This window comes from Stenotrophomonas sp. KH_029, assembly GCF_057839765.1.
Genome location: NZ_CM174498.1, coordinates 2,429,253 through 2,450,113 on the forward strand (window position 1 = coordinate 2,429,253; position 20,861 = coordinate 2,450,113).

The 20,861-nt window shown below is 67.3% G+C and carries 22 protein-coding genes and 1 pseudogene; 9 read left to right on the forward strand and 14 right to left on the reverse strand.

Going from position 1 to position 20,861, the window contains the following annotated elements:
* The first annotated feature begins 17 nt into the window (after positions 1–17).
* From AC3ITM_RS10945 to AC3ITM_RS10960, 4 genes and pseudogenes are all read left to right on the forward strand, one after another.
* Positions 18–533: a hypothetical protein gene (locus tag AC3ITM_RS10945; RefSeq protein ID WP_489264957.1), complete on the forward strand. Its 516-nt coding sequence runs from the start codon at positions 18–20 to the stop codon at positions 531–533.
* Positions 534–626: 93 nt separating this feature from the next.
* Complete coding sequence (locus AC3ITM_RS10950) at positions 627–1,406, forward strand: YggS family pyridoxal phosphate-dependent enzyme (protein ID WP_489264958.1); 780 nt, start codon at positions 627–629, stop codon at positions 1,404–1,406.
* 172 nt (positions 1,407–1,578) lie between these two features.
* Positions 1,579–1,992 carry a hypothetical protein gene (locus tag AC3ITM_RS10955; RefSeq protein WP_489264960.1) on the forward strand — a complete coding sequence of 138 codons (414 nt, stop codon included), beginning with the start codon at positions 1,579–1,581 and terminating at the stop codon, positions 1,990–1,992.
* A gap of 11 nt (positions 1,993–2,003) precedes the next feature.
* Positions 2,004–2,225, forward strand: a pseudogene (locus AC3ITM_RS10960) (hypothetical protein); the annotation flags it as partial.
* Positions 2,226–2,362: 137 nt separating this feature from the next.
* Here AC3ITM_RS10960 and AC3ITM_RS10965 read toward each other — a convergent pair.
* The 3 genes from AC3ITM_RS10965 to AC3ITM_RS10975 form a co-directional block, all read right to left on the reverse strand.
* Positions 2,363–3,274, reverse strand: a complete 912-nt coding sequence (locus AC3ITM_RS10965) for a LysR substrate-binding domain-containing protein (protein WP_489264962.1) — start codon at positions 3,272–3,274, stop codon at positions 2,363–2,365.
* Positions 3,275–3,778: 504 nt separating this feature from the next.
* Positions 3,779–5,959 carry a hypothetical protein gene (locus AC3ITM_RS10970; protein ID WP_489264964.1) on the reverse strand — a complete coding sequence of 727 codons (2,181 nt, stop codon included), beginning with the start codon at positions 5,957–5,959 and terminating at the stop codon, positions 3,779–3,781.
* A gap of 247 nt (positions 5,960–6,206) precedes the next feature.
* Positions 6,207–6,608, reverse strand: a complete 402-nt coding sequence (locus AC3ITM_RS10975; protein ID WP_228885476.1) for a RidA family protein — start codon at positions 6,606–6,608, stop codon at positions 6,207–6,209.
* A gap of 127 nt (positions 6,609–6,735) precedes the next feature.
* On the opposite strand from AC3ITM_RS10975, the gene AC3ITM_RS10980 reads away from it, so the two are divergent.
* Positions 6,736–7,662, forward strand: a complete 927-nt coding sequence (locus AC3ITM_RS10980) for a LysR family transcriptional regulator (protein WP_489264966.1) — start codon at positions 6,736–6,738, stop codon at positions 7,660–7,662.
* A gap of 27 nt (positions 7,663–7,689) precedes the next feature.
* Entirely contained in the window at positions 7,690–8,064 is a 375-nt protein-coding gene (locus AC3ITM_RS10985) for a hypothetical protein (RefSeq protein ID WP_489264968.1), read from the forward strand.
* A gap of 33 nt (positions 8,065–8,097) precedes the next feature.
* Here AC3ITM_RS10985 and AC3ITM_RS10990 read toward each other — a convergent pair whose 3' ends face one another.
* From AC3ITM_RS10990 to AC3ITM_RS11000, 3 genes are all read right to left on the reverse strand, one after another.
* Positions 8,098–8,307 (reverse strand): winged helix-turn-helix transcriptional regulator, encoded by a 210-nt coding sequence (locus AC3ITM_RS10990; RefSeq protein WP_489264970.1) that lies wholly within the window; start codon positions 8,305–8,307, stop codon positions 8,098–8,100.
* Positions 8,231–9,354 (reverse strand): IS3 family transposase gene (locus AC3ITM_RS10995; protein WP_489264972.1). Its coding sequence is split into 2 segments (ribosomal slippage): positions 8,231–9,102 and positions 9,102–9,354, totalling 1,125 coding nucleotides; the frame shifts between segments, so codons are not numbered across the junction. Before AC3ITM_RS10995 ends, AC3ITM_RS10990 begins: the two co-directional genes overlap by 77 nt.
* A gap of 59 nt (positions 9,355–9,413) precedes the next feature.
* The gene (locus AC3ITM_RS11000; RefSeq protein WP_489264974.1) at positions 9,414–9,647 is read right to left on the reverse strand and encodes a winged helix-turn-helix transcriptional regulator; all 234 of its coding nucleotides are present in this window, start codon (positions 9,645–9,647) and stop codon (positions 9,414–9,416) included.
* Positions 9,648–9,776: 129 nt separating this feature from the next.
* Between AC3ITM_RS11000 and gstA the strand changes: the two genes are divergently transcribed.
* Positions 9,777–10,421 carry a glutathione transferase GstA gene (gene gstA, locus AC3ITM_RS11005; RefSeq protein ID WP_489264975.1) on the forward strand — a complete coding sequence of 215 codons (645 nt, stop codon included), beginning with the start codon at positions 9,777–9,779 and terminating at the stop codon, positions 10,419–10,421.
* A 35-nt stretch (positions 10,422–10,456) separates the two neighbouring features.
* Here gstA and AC3ITM_RS11010 read toward each other — a convergent pair whose 3' ends face one another.
* Positions 10,457–10,852, reverse strand: coding sequence for a hypothetical protein (locus tag AC3ITM_RS11010; RefSeq protein ID WP_489264977.1), 396 nt, complete (start codon positions 10,850–10,852; stop codon positions 10,457–10,459).
* Positions 10,853–11,071: 219 nt separating this feature from the next.
* On the opposite strand from AC3ITM_RS11010, the gene AC3ITM_RS11015 reads away from it, so the two are divergent.
* Both AC3ITM_RS11015 and AC3ITM_RS11020 read left to right on the forward strand, forming a co-directional pair.
* Entirely contained in the window at positions 11,072–12,196 is a 1,125-nt protein-coding gene (locus AC3ITM_RS11015; protein WP_489264979.1) for a sensor histidine kinase, read from the forward strand.
* Positions 12,193–12,978, forward strand: a complete 786-nt coding sequence (locus tag AC3ITM_RS11020; RefSeq protein WP_489264981.1) for a LytR/AlgR family response regulator transcription factor — start codon at positions 12,193–12,195, stop codon at positions 12,976–12,978. Before AC3ITM_RS11015 ends, AC3ITM_RS11020 begins: the two co-directional genes overlap by 4 nt.
* A gap of 26 nt (positions 12,979–13,004) precedes the next feature.
* On the opposite strand, the gene map is transcribed toward AC3ITM_RS11020, so the two are convergent.
* From map to AC3ITM_RS11055, 7 genes are all read right to left on the reverse strand, one after another.
* The gene (map, locus tag AC3ITM_RS11025) at positions 13,005–13,772 is read right to left on the reverse strand and encodes a type I methionyl aminopeptidase (protein ID WP_489264983.1); all 768 of its coding nucleotides are present in this window, start codon (positions 13,770–13,772) and stop codon (positions 13,005–13,007) included.
* The gene (locus tag AC3ITM_RS11030) at positions 13,769–13,981 is read right to left on the reverse strand and encodes a ParD-like family protein (RefSeq protein ID WP_489264985.1); all 213 of its coding nucleotides are present in this window, start codon (positions 13,979–13,981) and stop codon (positions 13,769–13,771) included. Before AC3ITM_RS11030 ends, map begins: the two co-directional genes overlap by 4 nt.
* Before the next feature lie 77 nt (positions 13,982–14,058).
* The gene (locus AC3ITM_RS11035; RefSeq protein ID WP_489264987.1) at positions 14,059–14,490 is read right to left on the reverse strand and encodes a RidA family protein; all 432 of its coding nucleotides are present in this window, start codon (positions 14,488–14,490) and stop codon (positions 14,059–14,061) included.
* Between the two features lie 112 nt (positions 14,491–14,602).
* On the reverse strand, positions 14,603–15,505 hold the full coding sequence (locus AC3ITM_RS11040; protein WP_489264989.1) for a cation diffusion facilitator family transporter: 903 nt from the start codon (positions 15,503–15,505) through the stop codon (positions 14,603–14,605).
* 27 nt (positions 15,506–15,532) lie between these two features.
* Positions 15,533–17,779, reverse strand: a complete 2,247-nt coding sequence (locus AC3ITM_RS11045) for an Orn/Lys/Arg family decarboxylase (protein ID WP_489264990.1) — start codon at positions 17,777–17,779, stop codon at positions 15,533–15,535.
* A 21-nt stretch (positions 17,780–17,800) separates the two neighbouring features.
* Positions 17,801–19,150 carry an arginine/agmatine antiporter gene (adiC, locus tag AC3ITM_RS11050; protein WP_489264991.1) on the reverse strand — a complete coding sequence of 450 codons (1,350 nt, stop codon included), beginning with the start codon at positions 19,148–19,150 and terminating at the stop codon, positions 17,801–17,803.
* Positions 19,151–19,201: 51 nt separating this feature from the next.
* Positions 19,202–20,653 carry a DcaP family trimeric outer membrane transporter gene (locus tag AC3ITM_RS11055; RefSeq protein WP_489264993.1) on the reverse strand — a complete coding sequence of 484 codons (1,452 nt, stop codon included), beginning with the start codon at positions 20,651–20,653 and terminating at the stop codon, positions 19,202–19,204.
* Positions 20,654–20,861: the final 208 nt, after the last annotated feature.

The following is a 20,861-nucleotide window of genomic DNA, read 5'->3' on the forward strand; positions in this document are numbered from 1 at the left end:
AAGGATCCGGAGCCACCATGTCGCGCGCCCTCACCCTCACTACCCTGGCCGTTTCCAGCCTTGCCTTGCTGGTGTCCGGCTGGACCGCGCTGCGCCTGCACCAGACCCAGGCCGAAGACCGGGTGATCACCGCCCGCGGCCTGGTGATCGAGGATGGCAACGGCCAGGCCCGGATGATCCTCGGCGCCCCGCTGCCCGACCCGCTCCGCCAGGGGGTCTCGCAGGGGCCGCGCCCGTCGCCGTTGTCGGGGATGATCCTGCTCGGCGCCGACGGCTCCGAACGTGGCAGCTACGGCACCGCCGATGTCGGCGATGAGGCCACCTTGACCCTGGACGATGCCAGCGGCACCACCGAAGTGTTCAAGGTCACCGCCAATCCCGACCGCGGCGCCACCCTGGTGATCAAGCACCAGAACAGCACCGGCGCCATGTTGACCTCCTGGCAGGGCAAGCCCGAACTGATCTTCCTGGGCGACAACGGCCAGTCCCATTACCTGCGGCCCAGCACGCCCAGTACGCCCAGCGCGCCCTGAACCGGCCACGGACGCCCCGCGTCCGGATGCCGCAGGTGCGGCGCAGGCCTATGCCACCATAAGCGCCCTGGTCGTCCCCCACCGGAACCGTGCATGCCCATCGCCCCTCCCGACTGGCCCCAGGCCGGCACCGTCGAGCAGATCCGCCACAACCTGGCCGTCGTCGGCCAGCGTATCGATCGTGCCTGCGCATTGGCCGGCCGCGACCGGTCCAGCGTGCGCCTGCTGCCGGTCAGCAAGACCGTCGATGAAGCACGCCTGCGCCTGGCCTGGCAGGCCGGCTGCCGCGAGCTGGGCGAAAACAAGGTGCAGGAAGCCCAGGCCAAGGCCGAAGCGATGGCCGACCTGCCGATCCGCTGGTCGGTGATCGGCCACCTGCAGACCAACAAGGCGCGTTATGTGGCGCGCTTTGCCAGCGAGTTCCAGGCGCTGGACAGCCTGCGCGTGGCACAGGCGCTGGACCAGCGCCTGGCCCTGGAGCAGCGCACGCTGGACGTGTTCGTGCAGGTCAACACCTCCGGCGAGGCCAGCAAGTACGGCCTGGATCCGATCGAGGTGGCCGATTTCATGCAGCAGCTGCCCGCCTTCCCCAACCTGCGCGTGCGCGGCCTGATGACCCTGGCGTTGTTCTCTTCCGATCCCGAACAGGTACGCCCGTGCTTCGTGCGCCTGCGCGAACTGCGCGACCGGCTGCGCCCCGCCCTGCCCGCCGGGATCGGCCTGGACGAGCTGTCGATGGGCATGTCCGGCGATTTCGAGATCGCCATCGAGGAAGGCGCCACCGTGGTGCGGGTGGGCCAGGCGATCTTTGGCGCGCGCAGTACCCCGGACAGCTTCTACTGGCCCACGCCCGCGCCGGCAGCGCAGCCCTAGCCCTGAGCACGCCGACCCGCTCGCCAACGCCGCCAGCGCCGCCAGCGCCGCCCCGGAACGATAGAATCCCTCGTGGCATCGGCCGCGGTCATCCGTTCCTGGCCGATGCATCCAACCACCACGCAGTACAGTCCCAGGGGAAATGATGAAGACAACCTTCTTTGCCATCGGCATGGCCATCGCGGTCAGCGCATGCGGGACCACCCCGATCAACACCAGCACGGCGCGCGCGACGCCGGCCGAGCGCATCTACGCACCGGAACTCATGCAGGCTGCCGATGACAAAGTGGAGTTGATCGTTGCGCGTGACGCCGGCGCCAAGGGCAGTGCCTGTCTAACCGCGGTGTACCTGGATGGGAAGAGGGTATCGACCATCGCCAGCGCGGAAAAGATCGTCTTCCATATCGCGCCCGGCAGGCACATCCTCGGCACCGGTCCCAATCCCGAAGGCAAGGCGCTGTGCCGTGTCGGCGCCGAAAGCATGCGACGGGAAACGGAGATCATCGCCGAGCTGGGCAAGCCACTGAAATATCGGCTGGCCTTCGGCGCCAGCGGCGAAATGGCGGTCATGCCCACCGCCTTCTGAGGCAGCGCAGGCGCTGCCGCGCCGTGCGCCTGCGTGAGCTGCGCGGCCGGCTGCGCCCCACCCTCTCCGCCGGGATCGGCCTGGACGAGCTGTCGATGGGCATGTCCGGCGATTTCGAGATCGCCATCGAGGAAGGCGCCACCGTGGTGCGGGTGGGCCAGGCGATCTTTGGCGCGCGCAGTACCCCGGACAGCTTCTACTGGCCCACACCTGCTGCGGAGCCGGTGCCATGAATGCGTCCCTGCAGCGTAGCGCTGTGACTTCCAGCCTGCCGCCTTCGCAGACGGCCACGCATTCGTCCCATTGCCGGCCGAACGCGGCTGGCGGCTGACCACCCGGCAAGCCGGCATCGATCCACGTCCGGCCCCGGTCAGCCTTCGGCCGCCTGCCCCAACCGCGCCATGTGCTGCGCATGCTCGCTGGCCTGCGCATGCAGCCACGCGCGGAAGGCCAGGAACCCCTGGTGGCTGGCCGAACGTGGCGGATACACCAGCCAGTGCGACCAGCGTGTCTTCAACCGCTGCGGCGACAATGCGATCAGCTGCCCGGAATCGAGCAGCAGCCGCGCCCGGGTCACCCGGCCCAGCGCCACGCCGATCCCATCCAGCGCGGCGCGGTGGTGCGATTCGGAATCGTTGAGCATGGCCACGTAGCGCGAGGGCGGGGTATCGCCGACCAGCGCGAACCAGCGTTGCCACTCGCCATCGGGATCGCCCAGCAGCGGCCACTGCGACAACGGGCGTGCGTCCACCCCGCCCATCTTCTGCACCAGTGCCGGGCTGGCCATCGGCATCAGCCACTCGTCGAACAGCGGCTCGGCATGCAGGCCGGTCCACTGCCCGGCGCCCACCCGCAACGCCGCATCGACCTGCAGCTGGCGCTCGAAATCGGTGAGCCGTTCACTGGATTCCAGGTTGATCTCGATCTGCGGATGCGCCGCCACGAAATGGCCCAGCCGTGGCACCAGCCAGTTGGAGGCCATCGACGGCAGCGCGCTCACCGTAAGCACCCGGTCGTGGCGTGCGGCGAACGGCTGGAACGCCTGCCCGATCGCGTCCAGGTGCGGCCCGACCTGATCGAGCAGGCGCTGGCCTTCCGGGGTGAGCTTCACCCCACGCGCCTGGCGCAGCAGCAGCGGATAGCCCAGGCGCTGTTCCAGCTGGCGCATCTGGTGGCTGAGCGCGCTGACCGTCAGGTTCGCCGCTTCGGCGGCGCGGGTCAGGTTGCCCAGGCGCGCGGCGGCTACGAAGTTCTGCAGGGCCAGCAGGGGCATCCGGGACATTGCGTCTTGAATCCTGTTCAAGGCTGGGTTGCGGAAATGTCGCTTTTCCGTCGTCCATGCTGCACCTATCGTCAACGCCACTCAAGTGGAGGCGGTGATATGAACATCTACAGCGGCTTATTGTTCCTGCACGGACACATCGCCGATACCGACCTGGCGCAGCGGCTGGGGGACGACGACGTGGATGGGACCGCACCGTCCCGGCAGGGTGGGAATCGGGGTGACGGTGTCGGCGGGGTGGCGTCATCCACGCATGGCGTGGATCTACGGGGCGACGGCTTCGGTGGGGTCGCGCCGTCCGCGTGTGGCGTGGATTCACGGCGATAGGGCTGCGGTGGGATCGTTTCATCCACGCATGGCGTGGATCTACGGGCGGTGGCTTCGGCGGGATCGCTTCATCCACGCATGGCGTGGATCTACGGGCGACGCCATCCACGCACGCCGGGGTAGATCCACGCCATGCGTGGATGTCCGTCCGAGCCGATAATCCCGGCCGCATCGCGCCTAGGGCGCCGCCTGCTTCTGCGACGGCAACAGGCGCGGCCGTTCGGCGTACCAGTCACGCGCACCGGCCAGGTGCCAGCGACGCTGCTCGCCGTCCAGTTCGATGCCCGCGCCCAGCAGGCCCCAGCGCAGGTACATGTCGCCGCGCCGTTGTGCATGGCCCAGGTCCAGCCGCGCGCGCAGCGAGAGCCGTGCGTTCTCCGCCTGCAGGTCGTCCAGTACCAGGTGTTGGCGGCGCCAGCGCAGCTGCCCGCTGGCCTGCACCTGCCCCGAATCGAGCAGACCCAGCACCCAGCGCGGGTACTCGCTGCGCTGGGCGAACAGGCCCAGCAGCGGGCCGGCGTCGCGCAGCTGCAGGTCCGCGCGCGCATCCACCTGGAACGGTGCGGCCGCATCGATATGCCCGCTGCGCACCGCCACCTCGCCCCACCAGCGGCCGTCGTCGGCCTGTTCGCCGGCATGGATGTTGCGCAGGCTCAAGGTGGTGCCGCCCAGGTCGAACTGGCGGCTGTCGAAGTCGGCACGGCGCACCCTGGCCTTGAGCCGGGCATCGCCACGCAGGGCCAGGCCGGCCACCTGCACGCGGGCGCCGCGCCCACGCAGGTCCGCACTGCCCTGGCCGACCCGGCCGGATGCATCCAGCGTTACGTCGCCGCTGAGCAGGCCGCTGCCGCCAAGCAGGCGCACGTTGTCGTTGGCCAGGTAGCGGTTGTAGGCGGCCAGGTCGGGCACCTGCGCATCGCTGAAGTTCAGCCGTGCGCGCACGCCATCGCGCAGCTGTTGCAGGCGCGCGTCGCCGTGCAGGGTCAGCGCCATCGCGCGGCCGTCGAACAGCAGCGCATCGGGCGCATCGGCCGGCGCGGCGCGGAAGCGCGGAATCTGCACCTGCAGTTGCACCTGCGGCGGTTCGCCATCGACGATGCGGCCCAGCGCATGCGCATCACCGTACATGCGCACGCCGGCTACCTCGGCTACCGCCGCCACCTGCGGAATCTCCAGCCTGCTGCCCGGCGCCAGCTGCCCATCGGCGATCTGCAGTTCGCCCTTGAGCAGGCCACCGCCATCGAGGTGGAACCACGGTTTGCGCACGAACAGGTCCGCTATCCAGTTCAAGGACTGGAACTGCCATGCGCCGCGCACCTGCCCGGTCAGCCGCGGCAGCAGCTCGGCCGGTGTACCGAATGGAATCTTCGTACCCGTCACGCGCAGGTCGGCATGCAGTTCACTGCCGGTTTCCGGGTCGCGCGGCAGGCGGGCCTGCACGCGCATGTCCTGCGCCACGTCCAGCTGCAGCGACAGCAGGCCGCGGTCGGGGGCGTGCACGCCGGCGTGCACCGGCACCCGCCACACCACCCGCCCGCCCGGTTGCAGCACGCCACGGTCCATCACCAGGTCGGCATTGAGCCGCGCGGTGGACGGCACGCTGCCCAGCTTGACGTGCGGGCCGGCGGTATCGATGGCGATGGCCTGGCTGCGCGCATCGATCTTCAGCTGCGCCCAGGTGATGTCGAACTTGCCCAGGCCCGGTGCTTGATCACGGTAGTGGCGCGGGAAATGGAAGCGCGCAGCCAGCTGCGCGTCATCGAGCAGCTTCATCCCGTCCAAGCTGACCGTGGCCTGCTCGAAGCCGGCGGTGGAATCGAACAGTTCCGACGGGCCGCCCTTCAACTGCTTGAGGAACCCGACCGTGCCGTGGCCCTGGCCGGCGACCAGCAGCCTGCCGAAGCGGCCACTGCGGATCGAGTCGCTGTGGATCGCATCGAAGCGCAGCGTCCAGCCACGATCGCCGCGTGGCGGCGGCGGGATCGCCTTGTCGACCCGCTCGATCTCCGCCTCCACCCCGCTGGCATCGATGCGCGGGATGCGCACTTCGCGGCGGAACAGCGCCACCAGGTCGATCCAGGCGCCGGCCCGGTCGGCGCGGAAGATGTACACGGTGTGGTTGGCCTGGCCGCGCATGCGCACGTTCCAAACGATCGCATGGCCGGGCAGCAGGGTCAGCCCCGGCCCGGTCTGCATGCTGAACTTTTCCGGCTTGCGGTTGGTCACCGCATCGAACAACGGCGTATTGAGGAACACGTTGCCGGCAAGCAGGTACAGCGCGTACAGCACCAGCAACGTGAGCAACGCCAGGCGCCACGGCCGGGGCCAGCGCCGGACGCGCTCGGGAATCAGGGGCATGAAGGTGTGCGACGAAGCCGAAGGACAATCCACTATCGGCAAGTAGCCCGCGCACCGGCGTGAAGGCCGGCAATGTTGTGCCAAACACATGCCCACCGAGGCACGCAAGGGCCCGGCCCAGGATGACGGTACGCGCGGTGGGCGCCAGGCTGCATGCGCTTGCCCCCTCGAAAGGCCGCCATGACGCAACGCTACGCCCCATTCCCCGCAATCGATCCTGCGTCCCCGCAGCCGGGCAGCGCGCCGATCAGTGGGCGTCCGCTGGAAGTTTCACGATCACCTTGATCTCCACATCGAAACCATACAGCCAGGTCACACCGATACCGGTCAGGGCCGGATACGGCGCATGCCCCCAGAACTCGGGCACCACCGCCCACACCCGTTCGAAAGTCCGCTCCGGGTCGACCAGAAACACCGTTACATCCACCACGTCGTCGAAGGTGCAGCCGGCCGCGCCCAGCACCGCGTTGAGGTTGGCGAACGCACGCCGTACCTGCGCCTCCAGCTCCGGTTCGGGTGAACCATCCTCGCGGCTGCCGACCTGTCCGGACACGAACAGGAAACCATTGGCGCGCACCGCCGGCGAGTAGCGGTTACGCTCGTACAGGGCCTGCCGGCCCGGCGGAAAGACCACGTCACGGATAGCCATCGTTTTCTCCAAGGGCGCAGCGCCCGTCACTGAAGCCCTCACGTTAGGCGCAGCGCGGCCTGCGATAAACGCCCCACAGTGGCCATCACTGTTTGTAGAATCCAAACAATTCCCGGTCGGAGCAGCGATGGACAGGTTCGACGCGATGCAGGCCTTTGCCAGAGTCGTGGAAACCGGCAGCTTCACCCAGGCCGCGCGCACCCTGCACATGAGCCGCACCACGGTCACCCAGCTGGTGCAGCAGCTGGAAGCGCGACTGCGGGTGCGCCTGCTCAACCGCACCACCCGCCGGGTCAACGTCACCGCCGACGGCGCGGCCTACTACGAACGCGTGCAACGCCTGCTGGCCGATCTGGATGACGCCGAAACCAGCCTTTCCAGCGCCGCTGCCGCGCCGCGCGGGCGGCTGCGGGTGGATGTGCCCGCGCCACTGGCCCGGCTGGTGCTGGTCCCCGCCCTGCCCGCTTTCGTGGCGCAGTATCCGGACATCCAGCTGGACCTTGGGGTCAGCGACCGCGATATCGACCTGATCGACGAGAACGTGGACTGCGTGATCCGCGGCGGCCAGATCACCGACCAGTCGCTGGTCGCCCGCCGCATCGGCGACCTGCAGGCCGGGCTCTTCGCCGCGCCGGCCTATCTTGATGCCATCGGCGTGCCGCGCCATCCGGCCGAACTGGAAGCCAGCCCGCACCACATCGTCGGCTACCTGCGGTCGCGCAACGGCAAGGTGGTGCCCTACACCATGCAGCGTGGCGCGGAACAGATCACCGTGAACGGGCGCCACCTGCTGGCGGTCGATGACGGCAACGCCTACCTGGCCGCCGGCGTCGCGGGGCTGGGCGTGCTATGGCTGCCCCACTACATGGCCGCGCCGCACTTGGCCAGCGGCGAACTGGTCCGCCTGTTCGCGGACTGGCGGATGCCGCCGATGCCCCTGCATGTCGCCTTTCCACCAAACCGCCACGTCAGCGCCAAGCTGCGGGTGTTCATCGATTGGGTGGCCGCGCTGATGGCGCAGGTAGCGCCGGTCGATGGACTTGCCGCCCGCTGACCGCTCCCCATTGCCACAGGAAACCTCATGCATCACTGCCTGCACATTGCGCTGCTCGCCCTGTCCGCCGTTGCCGTCCCGGCGCTGGCACAGACACCCGATGCGGATGCGGCGGCCACGCCGGATCCGTTCCTGACCGCCCTGCTGGACTGCCACTTTGGCTACGCCCAGCAGCACCATCGCAGCAGCGCCAGCGCCACCGAGATCGCTGTGGCGGCCGCCTCGCACTGTGAGCCAGCGCTGCAGGCCGCGGGCCTGGATACCTATCGCCGCGCACTCGCGGCGGGGCTGCCGGTGCAGAGCGCCGAGGAATCGCAACAGAAGATCCTGGCCGAACTGCGCGCGATGCTGCCAGGCTTCACCCTCGACAAGGTGATCGGGTTCCGCGCGGCCGTGGAATAGCAGGATGATTCCCCAACCCATACCCTCTCCGTGCTATGCCACGGTCGGGCTCTGCGCCTTCACCCACAGTCCGAACACCTTCATGACCTCCACCACGGGCTGCAACCGCCATCCGTCCTCGGTCAGTGCGTACTCCACCTTCACCGGTACTGACCTCCTCCCCGCGTTAGGCCCGAGCAGAAGTGGAAAATTCGGCGTTGGGTGGGGACGTGAATTGGGCGGCAAACTCGGCTGGTGGGACATCGCCGATTGATGAGTGCGTCCGGAAATGATTGTAATCGACCCTCCAGCTTTCGATCTTCTGGCGGGCGTCATCGAGCGACAGGAACCAGTGCGTGTTGAGACACTCGTCCCGGAAGCTGCCATTGAACGACTCGATGAAGGGGTTGTCGGTCGGTGTGCCAGGTCGGGAATAGTCCATGGTCACCCCATTGTCGTAGGCCCAGCGATCCATCACGATCGAGACGAATTCGCTGCCGTTGTCTGTCTGGATGCGTTGCGGCAGCTCGCGCTGGTGGCGTAGGCGTTCCATCACGGCCACCACGTCTTCGCCCTTGAGGTGCTGATTCACTTCGATGGCTAGACTTTCCTTGGTGAAGTTGTCCACGACGGTCAGCGCCCGGAAGCGGCGTCCGTCGAATAGGGCATCGGCCACGAAATCCATGCTCCAAACCTGATTTGGAGCCGTCAGCATCGTGCGCTCCAGGCGGTGTGCTGCGGCCTTGCGTCTGCGAGGACGCTTACGCCGCAGATTGAGGCCCGCTTGGCAGTAAAGCCGGTAGACGCGTTTGTGGTTGGCCTTCCAGCCTTCCCGGCGCAACAGCACGAATATTCTCCAGAAGCCGTAGCGAACCCGCGTGGCAGCGATCTCTTCGATCCGCAGAAGTAGTGGCGCATCATCATTCTCACGGGGTTGGTAATACCACGCCGAACGGCTTTGCTTTACGACCTCGCAAGCCCGGCGAACCCCAACTCGATAACGGTCGACCAAGTGGCCCACGAGCGTCTTGCGCTGCGTGGGCCTCAGAGCTTTTTTGAGAGCACATCCTGCAGCATAACTTTGTCCAGACTCAAATCGGCGACCAATTGCTTGAGCTTGCGGTTCTCTTCCTCAAGCTGACGTAGCCGGCGTAGTTCGGACACGCCTAACCCGCCGAACTTTTTGCGCCAAGCGTAGAACGTAGCTTGGCTGATACCCATTTTGCGGCAAATCTCTTCGACCGTCGTGCCGCTCTCGGCTTGTTTCAGGGCGAACGCGATCTGCTCTTCAGTGAACTTCGACTTCTTCATGGCGACGGGCCTCCTTGGGCCTGAGTGTCGCCGAATTTTATAGTTCTGGCTGGTCTAAATTACTGGGAGGAGGTCAGTACCGTCGGGTACACCGTGCGGCTGACCAGCCCGGCTTCTTCCAGCGCCCGCAGGTCCAGGGTCAGCATGCGCTGGGAAATCGCCGGGATATCGCGGCGCAGATCGTTGAACCGCCGGGGGCCGTCGAGCAGATAGGAGGCGATCAGCAATCGCCAGCGCCCGCCGAGCAGGCGCATCGCCTCTTCCACCGAACAGCCGGATACGTTGTCTTTCATCGAAGGGTCTCGCAGAGCAGGTAACAATTATGTACCTACACCACAGGATAGTGCCTTCTTCCGTTTTTATACCGCGCTCCTAGAATGCGTCGGGCCGCCTCGACCCGAGGCCCCTCCCCCGGATATGCGATGAAGCTCTACTACGTTCCCGCCGCCTGCTCGCTCGCCCCGCACATCGTGCTCAACGAACTGGGCATCCAGGCCACGCTGGTCAGGGTCGATCCCCGCACCCACCGCACCGAACACGGCGAGGACTACCTGCAGGTCAATCCGCTCGGCTATGTCCCGGCGCTGGCGCTCGATGACGGCAGCGTGCTGCGCGAGGGCGCGGCGATCCTGCAGTACCTCGGCGACCTGGCGCCAGCTGCGCGGCTCACACCGGCCCACGGCACGCTGGAGCACTACCGGCTGCAGGAATGGTTGAACCTGCTGGCCACCGAGATCCACAAGGGCTTCATCCCGTTGCTCTATCCCGTGGCTGCAGGCAAGTACGTGGACACCGCGCGGCCGAAGCTGGAACAGCGCCTGGCCTGGATCGACCAGCACCTGGCCGACCGCGACTACCTGATGGGCCAGTCCTTCAGCGTGGCCGATGCCTACCTGTTCGCGCTGGTCGGCTGGGGCCAGGCCGGATGGCTGGCCTCGTACTACCAGGCCGATATCCACCTGGACGCGCTGGGCAACCTGCAGCGTTGGTACCAGCGCATCCGGATCCGGCCTGCGGTTCGCACTGCGCTCGAACGCGAAGGCCTGCTGCCCGCCGCCGCAGCCTGACAGCGGACAGGCAAGATCAACCGGCGCGGGCGACCTCATCGTGGCTTGGCGCGTGCATCGGCAACCTGCTGGACCGGCTGCGCCGCCTGCAACGCATAGCGCCCGTCCCTGGGCATGGCGCTGATGACCAGCCGGCCGCCACGGCACACATCCACGTTGGAATAGACCACCCGGCGCCCGTCGCGGAAGCCGACCTGCAGGTCGTAGCGGCAACCGGCATCGTCCACGCGCAGCGTGGTCGCGCCGCCGCCGCCCGCGATCGGGTCGATCGGCTTGTCATCGAAGCGGCCGCTGCCGGCCGCGGCCACCGCCACGGCGGTGACGCTGGCATGGGCGCGGTTGACCAGCTCCAGGTAGCGTCCCCGCTCTGCGGCATGGGCGGTGGCGGCAAGCAACAGCAAGGCAGCGGCAGTGGGTCGGATCAGGTTCATGGGTGGCACTCCAGTGGGCGGCGGGAACACCGACCGCGCGCGCAGGGGGCCGCTGGTCGACGCCCGCATCACGCGCCCAACGCCTCGCCCTGCCAACCGATCCGGGACCAATCGTCGCCACGGCCGGGCCAATCGTAATGGGCCGTCATGGCGCTTCCCGCCCGCGCGGGGCCTGCCTAAGATGGGGCTCGCCAGCGATGCCTGGCCCAGGATTCGGTCATGAACATCCGCCTCGGCAGCACCCAGATCCGCCTGTCACGCTATATCGCCCTGTGGACGCTGGTGGCCCTGGTGTTCGCCATGCAGAACGCAATCAACGCCGGCATGCCCCGCACCCAATGGCCACTCTGGGATCTGGTCCGCTGGTCGCTGATCCAGTGGTACACCTGGGCCGCCCTGGCCCCCACCGTGTTCCGCCTGGCCGAACGCTTCCCGGTGCGCGGCAGCCAGCGCTTCCACGGCCTTGGCGCGCAGGTGGTGGCCAGCCTGTGCGTGACGCTGGCAGCGATGGTGCTGGGCGCGCTGGTCTCCACCCTGTACGAACCCAGCGGTTTTGCCGAACAGTTGGGCTATTTCCTGGAACAGCACTTCGCCATCGGCTTGCTGACCTACTGGACGCTGTTTGCGATCCAGCAGGCACTGCATTTCCACGCCGAAAAGGCCCGGCGCGAACTGGAAGCCAGCCAGCTGGCCACTGAGCTGGCGCAATCGCGGCTGCTGGCGCTGAAGTCGCAGCTGCAGCCGCATTTCCTGTTCAACACGCTGCACGCCATCATTACCCTGCTCGACGAGGACAAGCTGTCGGCCGAAGACATGCTGCTGCGCCTGAGCGAGCTGCTGCGCGCGTTCCTGGAAGACTACGACGGCCAGGAGATCAGCCTGCGCCAGGAGCTGGACCTGATCGAGCTGTACCTGGGCATCCAGCGCGTGCGCTTCAAGGACCGCCTGGCGACCCGCACCTACATCGCCCCCGATACGCTGGACTGCGCCGTGCCCAGCCTGATCCTGCAGCCGCTGGTGGAGAACGCGTTGCGCCACGGCATCGGCCAGCGCGTGGGCAGCGATACCATCGAGATCGAAACCCGTCGCGACGGCGATGCGCTGTGCATCGAGGTCCGCAACCGCAACAGCACGCTCTCGGCCGAACCCAGCGCCTCGGCCGGGCACGGCATCGGCATGTCCAACACGCGCCTGCGGCTGCAGGAACTCTACGGCGATGCCGCCGAGGTGCGCCTGGACAGGATCTGGCCCGAGGGCGTGGTGTGCCGCATCCGCGTGCCGTTCCGCGAGCTGGAGAGCACCGAGGATGCGCCCGAGTTCAACCCGGGGTTGTCGCCGGCATGACCCTGACCGCGCTGGTGGTGGACGACGAGCCGATCGCGCGCCACGCGATCGTGCGCCTGCTGCGCGACGATGCGGATATCGAGATCGTCGGCGAGTGCGGCGACGGCGTAGCGGCCGTGGCGGCGATCCGCAATCAATCCCCGGACCTGGTGTTCCTGGACATCCAGATGCCGGCGATCAACGGCATGGACGTGGTCGCCACCATCGGCGCCGAGCGCATGCCGGCCACGGTATTCGTCACCGCTTACGAGCAGTATGCGGTCAAGGCGTTCGAAGCCAACGCGGTGGACTACCTGGTCAAGCCGTTCAGCCGCGAGCGCTTCGCCGCCACCCTGCAGCGCGCCAAGGCGCGGCTGGCCGCGGCCAGCGGCGTGGGCGCGCAGGCTTCGGCGCAGATCCTGCAGGCGCTGGATGCGCTGCGCCAGCGCGAGGACTACCTGCAGCGCATTCCGGTGCGGGTGGACGAGCACGTGGTGCTGGTGGCGGTGGACGACATCGTCTGGATCAAGGCGGCGCGCAACATCGTGGAGATCCACCTGGTCGATCGCGTGCACGAGCTGCGCGAAACCATGGCCACCCTCGCCGCCCGGCTGGACCCGCGCCACTTCGCCCGCGTGCACCGTTCGGCGATCGTCAACGTGCGCCGGGTCAAGGCCATCCATCCGTGGTTCAACGGCCACCACGTGGTGACCATGGACACCGGCCAGCAGCTGCGGATGAGCCGCTACCAGAACGAGGCGTTCCTCAAGCTGGTGTCCACGCGCGGCGGCGACGCCGGCTAGCGCCGGGCCATGCCCGGCTGCCCTGCTCAGCGCGCCACGCGCTCTTCGGCCCGCAGCGTCAACACCTCCACCCCGTCGGCGGTCACCAGCACCGTATGCTCGGCCTGGGCCGACAACTTGCCGTCGCGGGTAGTCACCGTCCAGCCATCCTCGCTCATGTCGATCGCCGCACGGCCCTGGTTGATCATCGGCTCGATGGTGAAGGTCATGCCTTCTTCCAGTTCCAGCCCATCGCCGCGCCGGCCGTAATGCAGCACCTGCGGCTCTTCGTGCATCTCACGGCCGATGCCATGGCCGCAGAACTCCCGTACCACGCTGTAGCCATGCGCCTTGGCGTGCTGCTGGATCGCAAAGCCGATATCGCCCAGCGTCGCCCCCGGCCGCACTACGCCGATGCCTTTCCACATCGCCTCGCGGGTGACCCGCACCAGCCGTTTGGCTGCGTAGTCCACCTCACCGACCAGGTAGGTCTTGCTGGAATCGGCGATGAAGCCGTCCTTCTCCAGGGTGATATCCAGGTTGACGATGCTGCCGCTGCGCAGGACCGCATCGGCGGCGGGCACGCCATGGCAGACCACGTTGTCGATGGAGCTGTTGAGCACATAGGCGAAGCCATACTGGCCCTTGCTGGCCGGGCGCGCTTGCAGCTCATCGACGATGAAGCGTTCGACCCAGTCGTTGATCTGCAGCGTACTCATGCCTTGCAGCGGCAGTTGGTCCAGGGCCTGGAACACCTGCGCCAGCAGCCGGCCGGAGGCGCGCATCAGCGCCTGTTCGTCAGCGGTCTTGATCATGCCTCGGCCACCCGCAAGCCCCCCGGCGCGACCCCAGCCGCGCGCAGTTCGCGGCTGACGATCTCCTGGTAGCTCATCCCGGGGTTCATCTCGCACAGCATGCCGATCTTGATCCAGAACCCGGCCTGGGCATTGATCGAACGCCCGGAAACGCCGCTGGCGCGGCGCAGGTTGTCGTGCAGTTCGTCGTCGATGTTGACGATGCCCATCGGCAGGTTCTCGCAGCAGGAATATACGCATCGTATATGATGCATATATTCATCACCACCCCCTGCCCGGCCGTCGTTCAGGCGGTATAGGCGGTCGCCTCGATCTCGAACAGCATCCCGTCCAGCGCCAACCGCGGCACCGGGATCAGCGTGCAGGTCGGGGCGCGGCCCAGCGGCCAGCGCCGCCCGACCTGCTCGGACAGGATGCCCAGCCGGTCCTGGTCGTGGTCGACCACCAGCACGGTCAGCTTGGCCACATCGGCCAGGCTGGCGCCGGCCGATGCCAGTGCCAGGCTGAGGTTTTCCAGCGCCTGCGCCACCTGCACCGCGAACTGCGGCGACAACGCGCCATCGGCAGTTTCCCCGCCCTGCCCGGCAATATGGATCACCCGCGCCGGCAGGCGCACCACCGCCACGTGCGAATAGCCGTTGGCACTGGGGTCGTAGAGGCCGGAGGGATTGATGAAACCGAACAGGCCGGCGGGCGCAACGGGGGCATCGGTCAACATGGGCAGGCATCGTTGGGGAATGGGCGCGCAGTGTCCGGCCTCAACCGTGGTTGAGGTCAACGCCGCGCGGTGCAACGCTGCGATGCGCCCATGGCCATACCGCCGGCGTCACTCACGTCCAGGCCGGGTCGGCGGTGAAGTCGATGGTCAGCCAGAACTCACTGCCGCGCGCGTCCAAGCGTTCGGCGATCTCATCACGCAGCCGGTCCACGTTGCCGATATTGCCGATGACCGTTTCCGGATGGGTCAGGATGTGGATCTCCACGAAACGCATGCGCCCCATCTTGGCCACGTGGCTGGTGAAATCCAGGTAGCCATGCTCGGCCACGAACGCCGTCATGACCGCCTGCACCCGCGCGTCCAGCGCATCGGGCGCCACCTGCAGTACCTCGCGCATGGCCTTCCAGGCGCTGCGCAACGGCACCGGCAGCACCGCCAGGCTGATCGCGGCCAGCACCAGCGGGTCCAGGTAGGGAATCCAGTGCGCGTGCCCGCCACCGCGCAGCAACAGCGCAATCGCAAACGCCAGCACCACCGCCAGGCTCATCAGCCCGCTCAGCAGCCACGCGCGCACGTCCAGCCACAGCAACGAAGATTGCAGGCACCGCGCGCGGGTGCGCACGAACGCGGCCATGCCCAGGTTGCTCACACACAGTACCGCCGCCCACACCAGCGCCGGCCCGGCCTTGACCTCGTGGCCCCCGGTGGTCAGCCCGATGATGGAATTGGCGAGCGCGTAGATGCAGGCCAGCGACAGGATCGCCCCGCCCAGTGCTTCCACCATCGGCTCCAGGTGCCAGTAGCCATACTGGAAGCGCGGGCTGTGCTCGCGCGCCAGCAACCGCAGCACCGACAGCGCCACCAGGGTCAGGGCCACGTCGACCAGGCTGTATACGCCATCGAACAGGATCGCCTGCGATCCCACCAGCAGCCCACCGACGAAGCCGGTGGCGCTGACCGCCACCGTCGCCGCGATCGACAGTTTCAGAACCCGCTGCTCGCGCGCTGTATCCATCGCCTGCCGGGGCCTGCCGCGCGGGCGTCAGGCCTTCAGCACCTCCACCTTGTAGGTCGGCACATCGCCGTCGCGGTCGATGATAAGCCCGTGCACGTCCGATTCGAAACCGGGGAAGCGCGCATTCTGCTCGCGGGCGATGCGCAGCGACTGGATGATCGGCTCGTCGCTGGCACCGAAACGCTCGCCCGGCATGATCGTCGGGATGCCCGGCGGGTACGGCACCAGCATGGTGCCAGCGATACGCCCGCTGATCGCCTCGATGTCGACCCGCTCGATCTGCCCACGCACCAGGTGGTCGTAGGCCTCGGCCGGGGTCATCACCGGTTCGGGTAGGTCCACGTACATCGCGCGCATCACCTGGGCCACCGCGAACTCGCGGTTGAAGGCGTGCAGCGCCTGGCATAGGTCGCGCAGGCCCCAGCCGGCATAGGCCACCGGGAACTCTGCGGCCAGCCCCGGCAACGCCCGGCTCAGCGGTGCGTTGGCGTCGTAGAGCTCCTTGAAGGCCATCAGCTCGGTCACCAGCGTGCTCCACTTGCCCTTGGTGATACCCATCGAGAACAGGAACAGCACCGAGTACAGGTTGGTCTTCTCCACGGTGATGCCGCGCGTCCACAGGAACTTGCTGAGCACTGCCGCCGGGATGCCACGCTCGCCCATGTCGCCATCGATCGACAGCCCCGGGGTCAACAGGGTGACCTTGATGGGGTCGATCAGCACGTAGTCCTCGACCAGGCCATCGAAGCCATGCCAGTGCGCCTCCGGCTGCAGGTACCATTCGCTTCGCTTGGCCACCCTCGGCGCCGGCGTATCGCCCTTGGCCAGCGAGCGCTCCAGCTTGTCCGGCTGCCACACGCTGAACCACCAGTCGTCGCGGCCCAGGTCTTCGCGCACGTGCAACATGGCCCGGCGGAAGGCGATCGCCTCGTCATGCATCTCCTGCACCAGCGACTCGCCGGCGGCCCCCTCCATCATCTTCGAGGCCACGTCGCAGGCGGCGATTACCCCGTAATGCGGGCTGGTGGTGGTATGCATCATGAACGCTTCGTTGAAGCGCTCGGCATCGAGTTCGCGGCTGGCGGCATTGCGCACGTGGATCATCGAGGCCTGCGAGAACGCGGCCAACAGCTTGTGCGTGGAGTGGGTGGTGAAGATGATCGCGTCCTGCTCGCGCGGCTTGCCCTTGGCCATGCCGTAATGGTTCTCGTAGAACGGATGGAACGCGGCGTAGGCATACCAGGCCTCGTCGAAATGCAGGAAGTCGACCGCGCTGCCGATTTCCTCGGCGATCTTCTCGGCGTTGTAGCACAGCCCGTCATAGGTGGAATTGGTCACCACCGCGATGCGCGGCTTGGAGCCGGCCTGGTAGGCCTTGCTGGCCAGCGGATTGGCGGCGATCGCCTGTTGCAGGGCCTCGGGGGTGAACTGGTCCAGGCTGATCGGGCCGATGATCCCGTGCGCGTTGCGGCTGGGAGTGAAGTACACCGGGACGCCGCCGGTCATGATCAGCGAGTGCAGCAGCGATTTGTGGCAGTTGCGGTCCACGAACACCACATCGCCACGGCCCACGGTGCCATGCCAGACGATCTTGTTGGCGGTGGAGGTACCGTTGGTGACGAAGAAGGTGTGGTCGGCGCCGAAGTTGCGCGCCGCCTCGTCCTCGGCTTCCTTGATCGGGCCGCTGTCGCTGCGCAGGGTGTTCTCGCCGTAGAACTGGTGGAACGCGCGGCCGACCGGCGACTTGGTGAAGGCCACGCCGCCGGCATGGCCGGGCGTGTGCCAGGAATAGTTCGACTCGGCGGTGTGGTGGATCAGCGCCTTGAAGAACGGCGGCAGCAGGTTGGCCATGTAGTCTTCGGCCGCGCGCATCACCTGGCGCGAGATGAAGCTCTTGGTATCTTCGAACAGGAAAATGTAGCCGTGCACGAACTTGAGCAGCTTGCTGGGCACCTTTTCGATGGTGCGGCGTTCGCCGTACAGGAACACCGGCAGGTTGGCGCGGCGGGCGGTCTGTTCGCGCAGGAAGCCGAGCAGGCGCTGGAACTGCTCGGGGTTCTCCTCGGTGCCATCGATGGAGATCAGTACCGCCGAGGCGGCCACGTAGGTACGTGCCCCGGCCTGGGCGTCGGCCAGGGTCAGGCCGCACAGCACGCGCTGATCGCTCTTGCGCAGCTCATCGACCAGCGCGCGGATCAGGATGCCGCCGATGCGCGGGGACTGGTAATCATCGTCGATGACGATGATCGGGTAATCAAGCGACTTGAAATACACAGGTATTCTCCTGGGGGAAGATCATGAAAGCGTGGTGCGCACCGCCGCGTCCAACGCCGGCAGCTGGCCGCGCTGGCGGCGGCGCTCCTCGCTGAAGAACGGGTAGAACACCGTGATGAACAGGACGAACAGGAAGGCGTACTGGACGATGCTGCCCGACGAGCCGAAGATCGCCCACAGGCAGTACACCACCGTGACGCTGGTCAGCAGCCAGAACGCACCGGTATGCACCAGCGTGTGCGAACGCTCCACCACGAAATAGCAGGCCACGCAGGAATAGATGTAGGGCAGCAGGGTCAACACCACCGCTGCCGAGGTGATCACATCGAACTGCGCCGAGGCGGTCTTGGAGGTGGAGGTGACCAGCACCGCCAGGGTCATCAGTACCGCCACGATCAGCACGCCCTTGACCGGCACGTCGTCCTTGTTGGTCTTGCTGAAGATGCTGGGGAACAGGCCGTCATCCGAGGCGGCCTTGGCGCTCTGCGCGGTCAGCAGGATCCAGCCGCCCAGCGAGCCGGCCGCACCGACGAAGGCGCACAGGCTCACCAGCGCCCCGCCCCAGCCGCCCACCGCATTGGCCGCGGCCAGTGCGAACGGCGCATCGGACACCTGCAGGTCGCCATTGGGCACCATGCCCATGATCACCGAGGAGCTGGCGATATAGGCGATGGCGGCCAGGAACACCCCGGCCAGGGTGGCCCGGGCCACGTTCTTCTCCGGGTTTTCCACCACCGCGGCGGTCACCGATGCCGACTCCACCCCGATGAAGGCCCACAGGGTCAGTGCCGCGGCGCTGGAGATCGCACCGAAGTTGGATTCGCCGGAGACGTTGTAAGCGCCCTTGAAGAGGGTCGGGTCGAAGAAGAACCAGCCGAAGATCGCGATGCCCAGGATCGGCACCAGCGCAAAGCTGGTGGTCACCGTCTGCAGCTTGCTGACGAACGAAGGCCCGATCACGTTGGCAAAACTCAGCGCCCATACCAGCGCCAGCACCGCCAGGCAGCGCGGCAGCGGTTCGGACAGGATCGGGAAGAAGTAACTGAAATAGCCCACCGCCGCGATCGGGATGGCCACGTTGCCGATCCAGTTGGCGAACCAGTAGATGGTATTGGTCTGGAAGCCCATGTACGGGCCGAACCAGTCGCGCGCGTAGGCGTAGGGGCCACCGGCCATGGGCGCCAGCTTGCCCAGCTTGGCGAACACGAAGGCCAGCAGCAGCGCGCCGGCGGTGGTGATCAGCCAGCCCCAGATCGAGGCGGTGCCGATCTTGGCCAGGCTCGATGGCAGCAGGAACACGCCCGACCCCATCATGTTGCCGGCCACCAGGAAGGTGGCGCCGACCACCCCGATTTTCTTCGCTTTTGCCATGACGCTTGCTCCTTTGCCAGGCTCGAACCCGGTCGCGCCGGGCGGTGGGAGTTACTTGATGAAGTTGTATTGCAGGCTGCCCTGCAGCCGCATCGTGTCGCCGCGTTGTCCGTCTTGCTGTTGCAGCTGCCCGTAGAGCAGCTCCATGCCCATCGTCCAGGACGGCGCCGGGCTCCACAGCAGGTTGAATACGCCGTAGCGGCTGCGCCGGAACGCATCGCCGGCCAGCGCATCGTTGCGTTCACCGTCGAGCTGGCCGTAGATCAGATTGGAGCGCCACAGCGGCGTCCAGTAGTGGGTGTAGCCGACGAAACCGCCATACAGCGACAACGCCTGCAACCGCCCATCGGCGTCCACCACCGCATCCATGCCCGAGCCGGTCAGGTCGGCGGTGTAACGGGCAATGCCCTTGCCGCCCAACGCCCCGAACAACAGCAGGTCCTGCTCGCCGACCGCGGCCGAACCGCTCAACTGCACGCCCCCGCCCAGCCGCCGCCGGTCGCGGCCGTCAGCGCCGTCGTAGCCCAGGCTGCGCGCCACCGCGCCTGCCTGCAGGTGGCCCCAGTCGCGCTCCATGCGCGCGGTCAGGCTGATATCGGGCAACTGCTCCGTCGCGCTGACCCCGGCGGCCGGTGCGTGCAACTGGGTCTGCGGGTCTTCGGCGGCGAGGGTCAAGGTATTGCCCTTGCCAAGCGCGAAACTGTGGTGGATGCCGGCCACCAGCAGGTACCCGGCCGCGCCGGGGCCGGCAAAATCCAGGGTGTCGGGCAGGCTGTCGGCATCCATGAAGCTGGAATAGCCATAGCCGGCATAGGTATTGCCGAGCTGGCCATAGGCATGGCGCAGACGGAACTGGTAGCTGTCGCTGCTGCCGAAGAAATCGTTCTCCAGGTAGAAGCGCAGATTGCCATGCGTGGTCGGCCGGCGCGCCTCGAAGCTGAAGCGGGTCTGCTTGGCATGCATGTTGAAATTGGACGCATCGCGGTGGGCGCTGCCGACCGGCATCGAGGACGGAATGAACTGCTCAGGGTCGCCGGCGGCGCGCATATCGGCGATCGCATCGAGCTTGGCGTAGCCACCGATGCGGATCAGCGTGTCGGTATTGGGAATGGCCAGGAAGCCTTTCAGCTCCGGGTCGGTGGGGCCCGAAGCGCTGTCCGGGCGCGAAGCCGCCGACGACGGGTCGGACACCGAGTCGCGTTGCGGCAGGATCGCCAGGCCCATGCCCGGCACCTGCGCAGGCTCGGCCAGAGGTGGTGCAGCAGGGGCACGGCCGACCGCTGCAGTGGTGGCCGTCGGTGGGTTCAACGGCGTTGCGCCGGCGCCCTGCTGCGCCAGCACGGGCGCGCCGGTTTCGAGCGCATCCAGGCGTTTTTCCATCGCCGCCAGGGTCTGCCGCAGCGCGCCGATTTCCTGCCGCAACGCGTCGGCAGAATCCTGTGCGCAGGCCGGCGCGGCCGGCAGGGCCATCGCACAGGCAAACGTCAACACAGCCAGGCGCATCACGTCCTCCATGAACCGCAGATGGCCCGTCCGGTCACGGTCGGCGCACCTGCGTGCGCCTCGGCGAGCGGCCACCGGGTACTGCATTGCAGACGTGCAGCGGCCGCCGTGGCGCGTGCCGGATCAACGGCTACCCGCCTGCCGCCTGCATGCCCGCGTGGGATTCCCTCCTCATCCACGATGGCGCACCCCATCGCACAGGCACGCC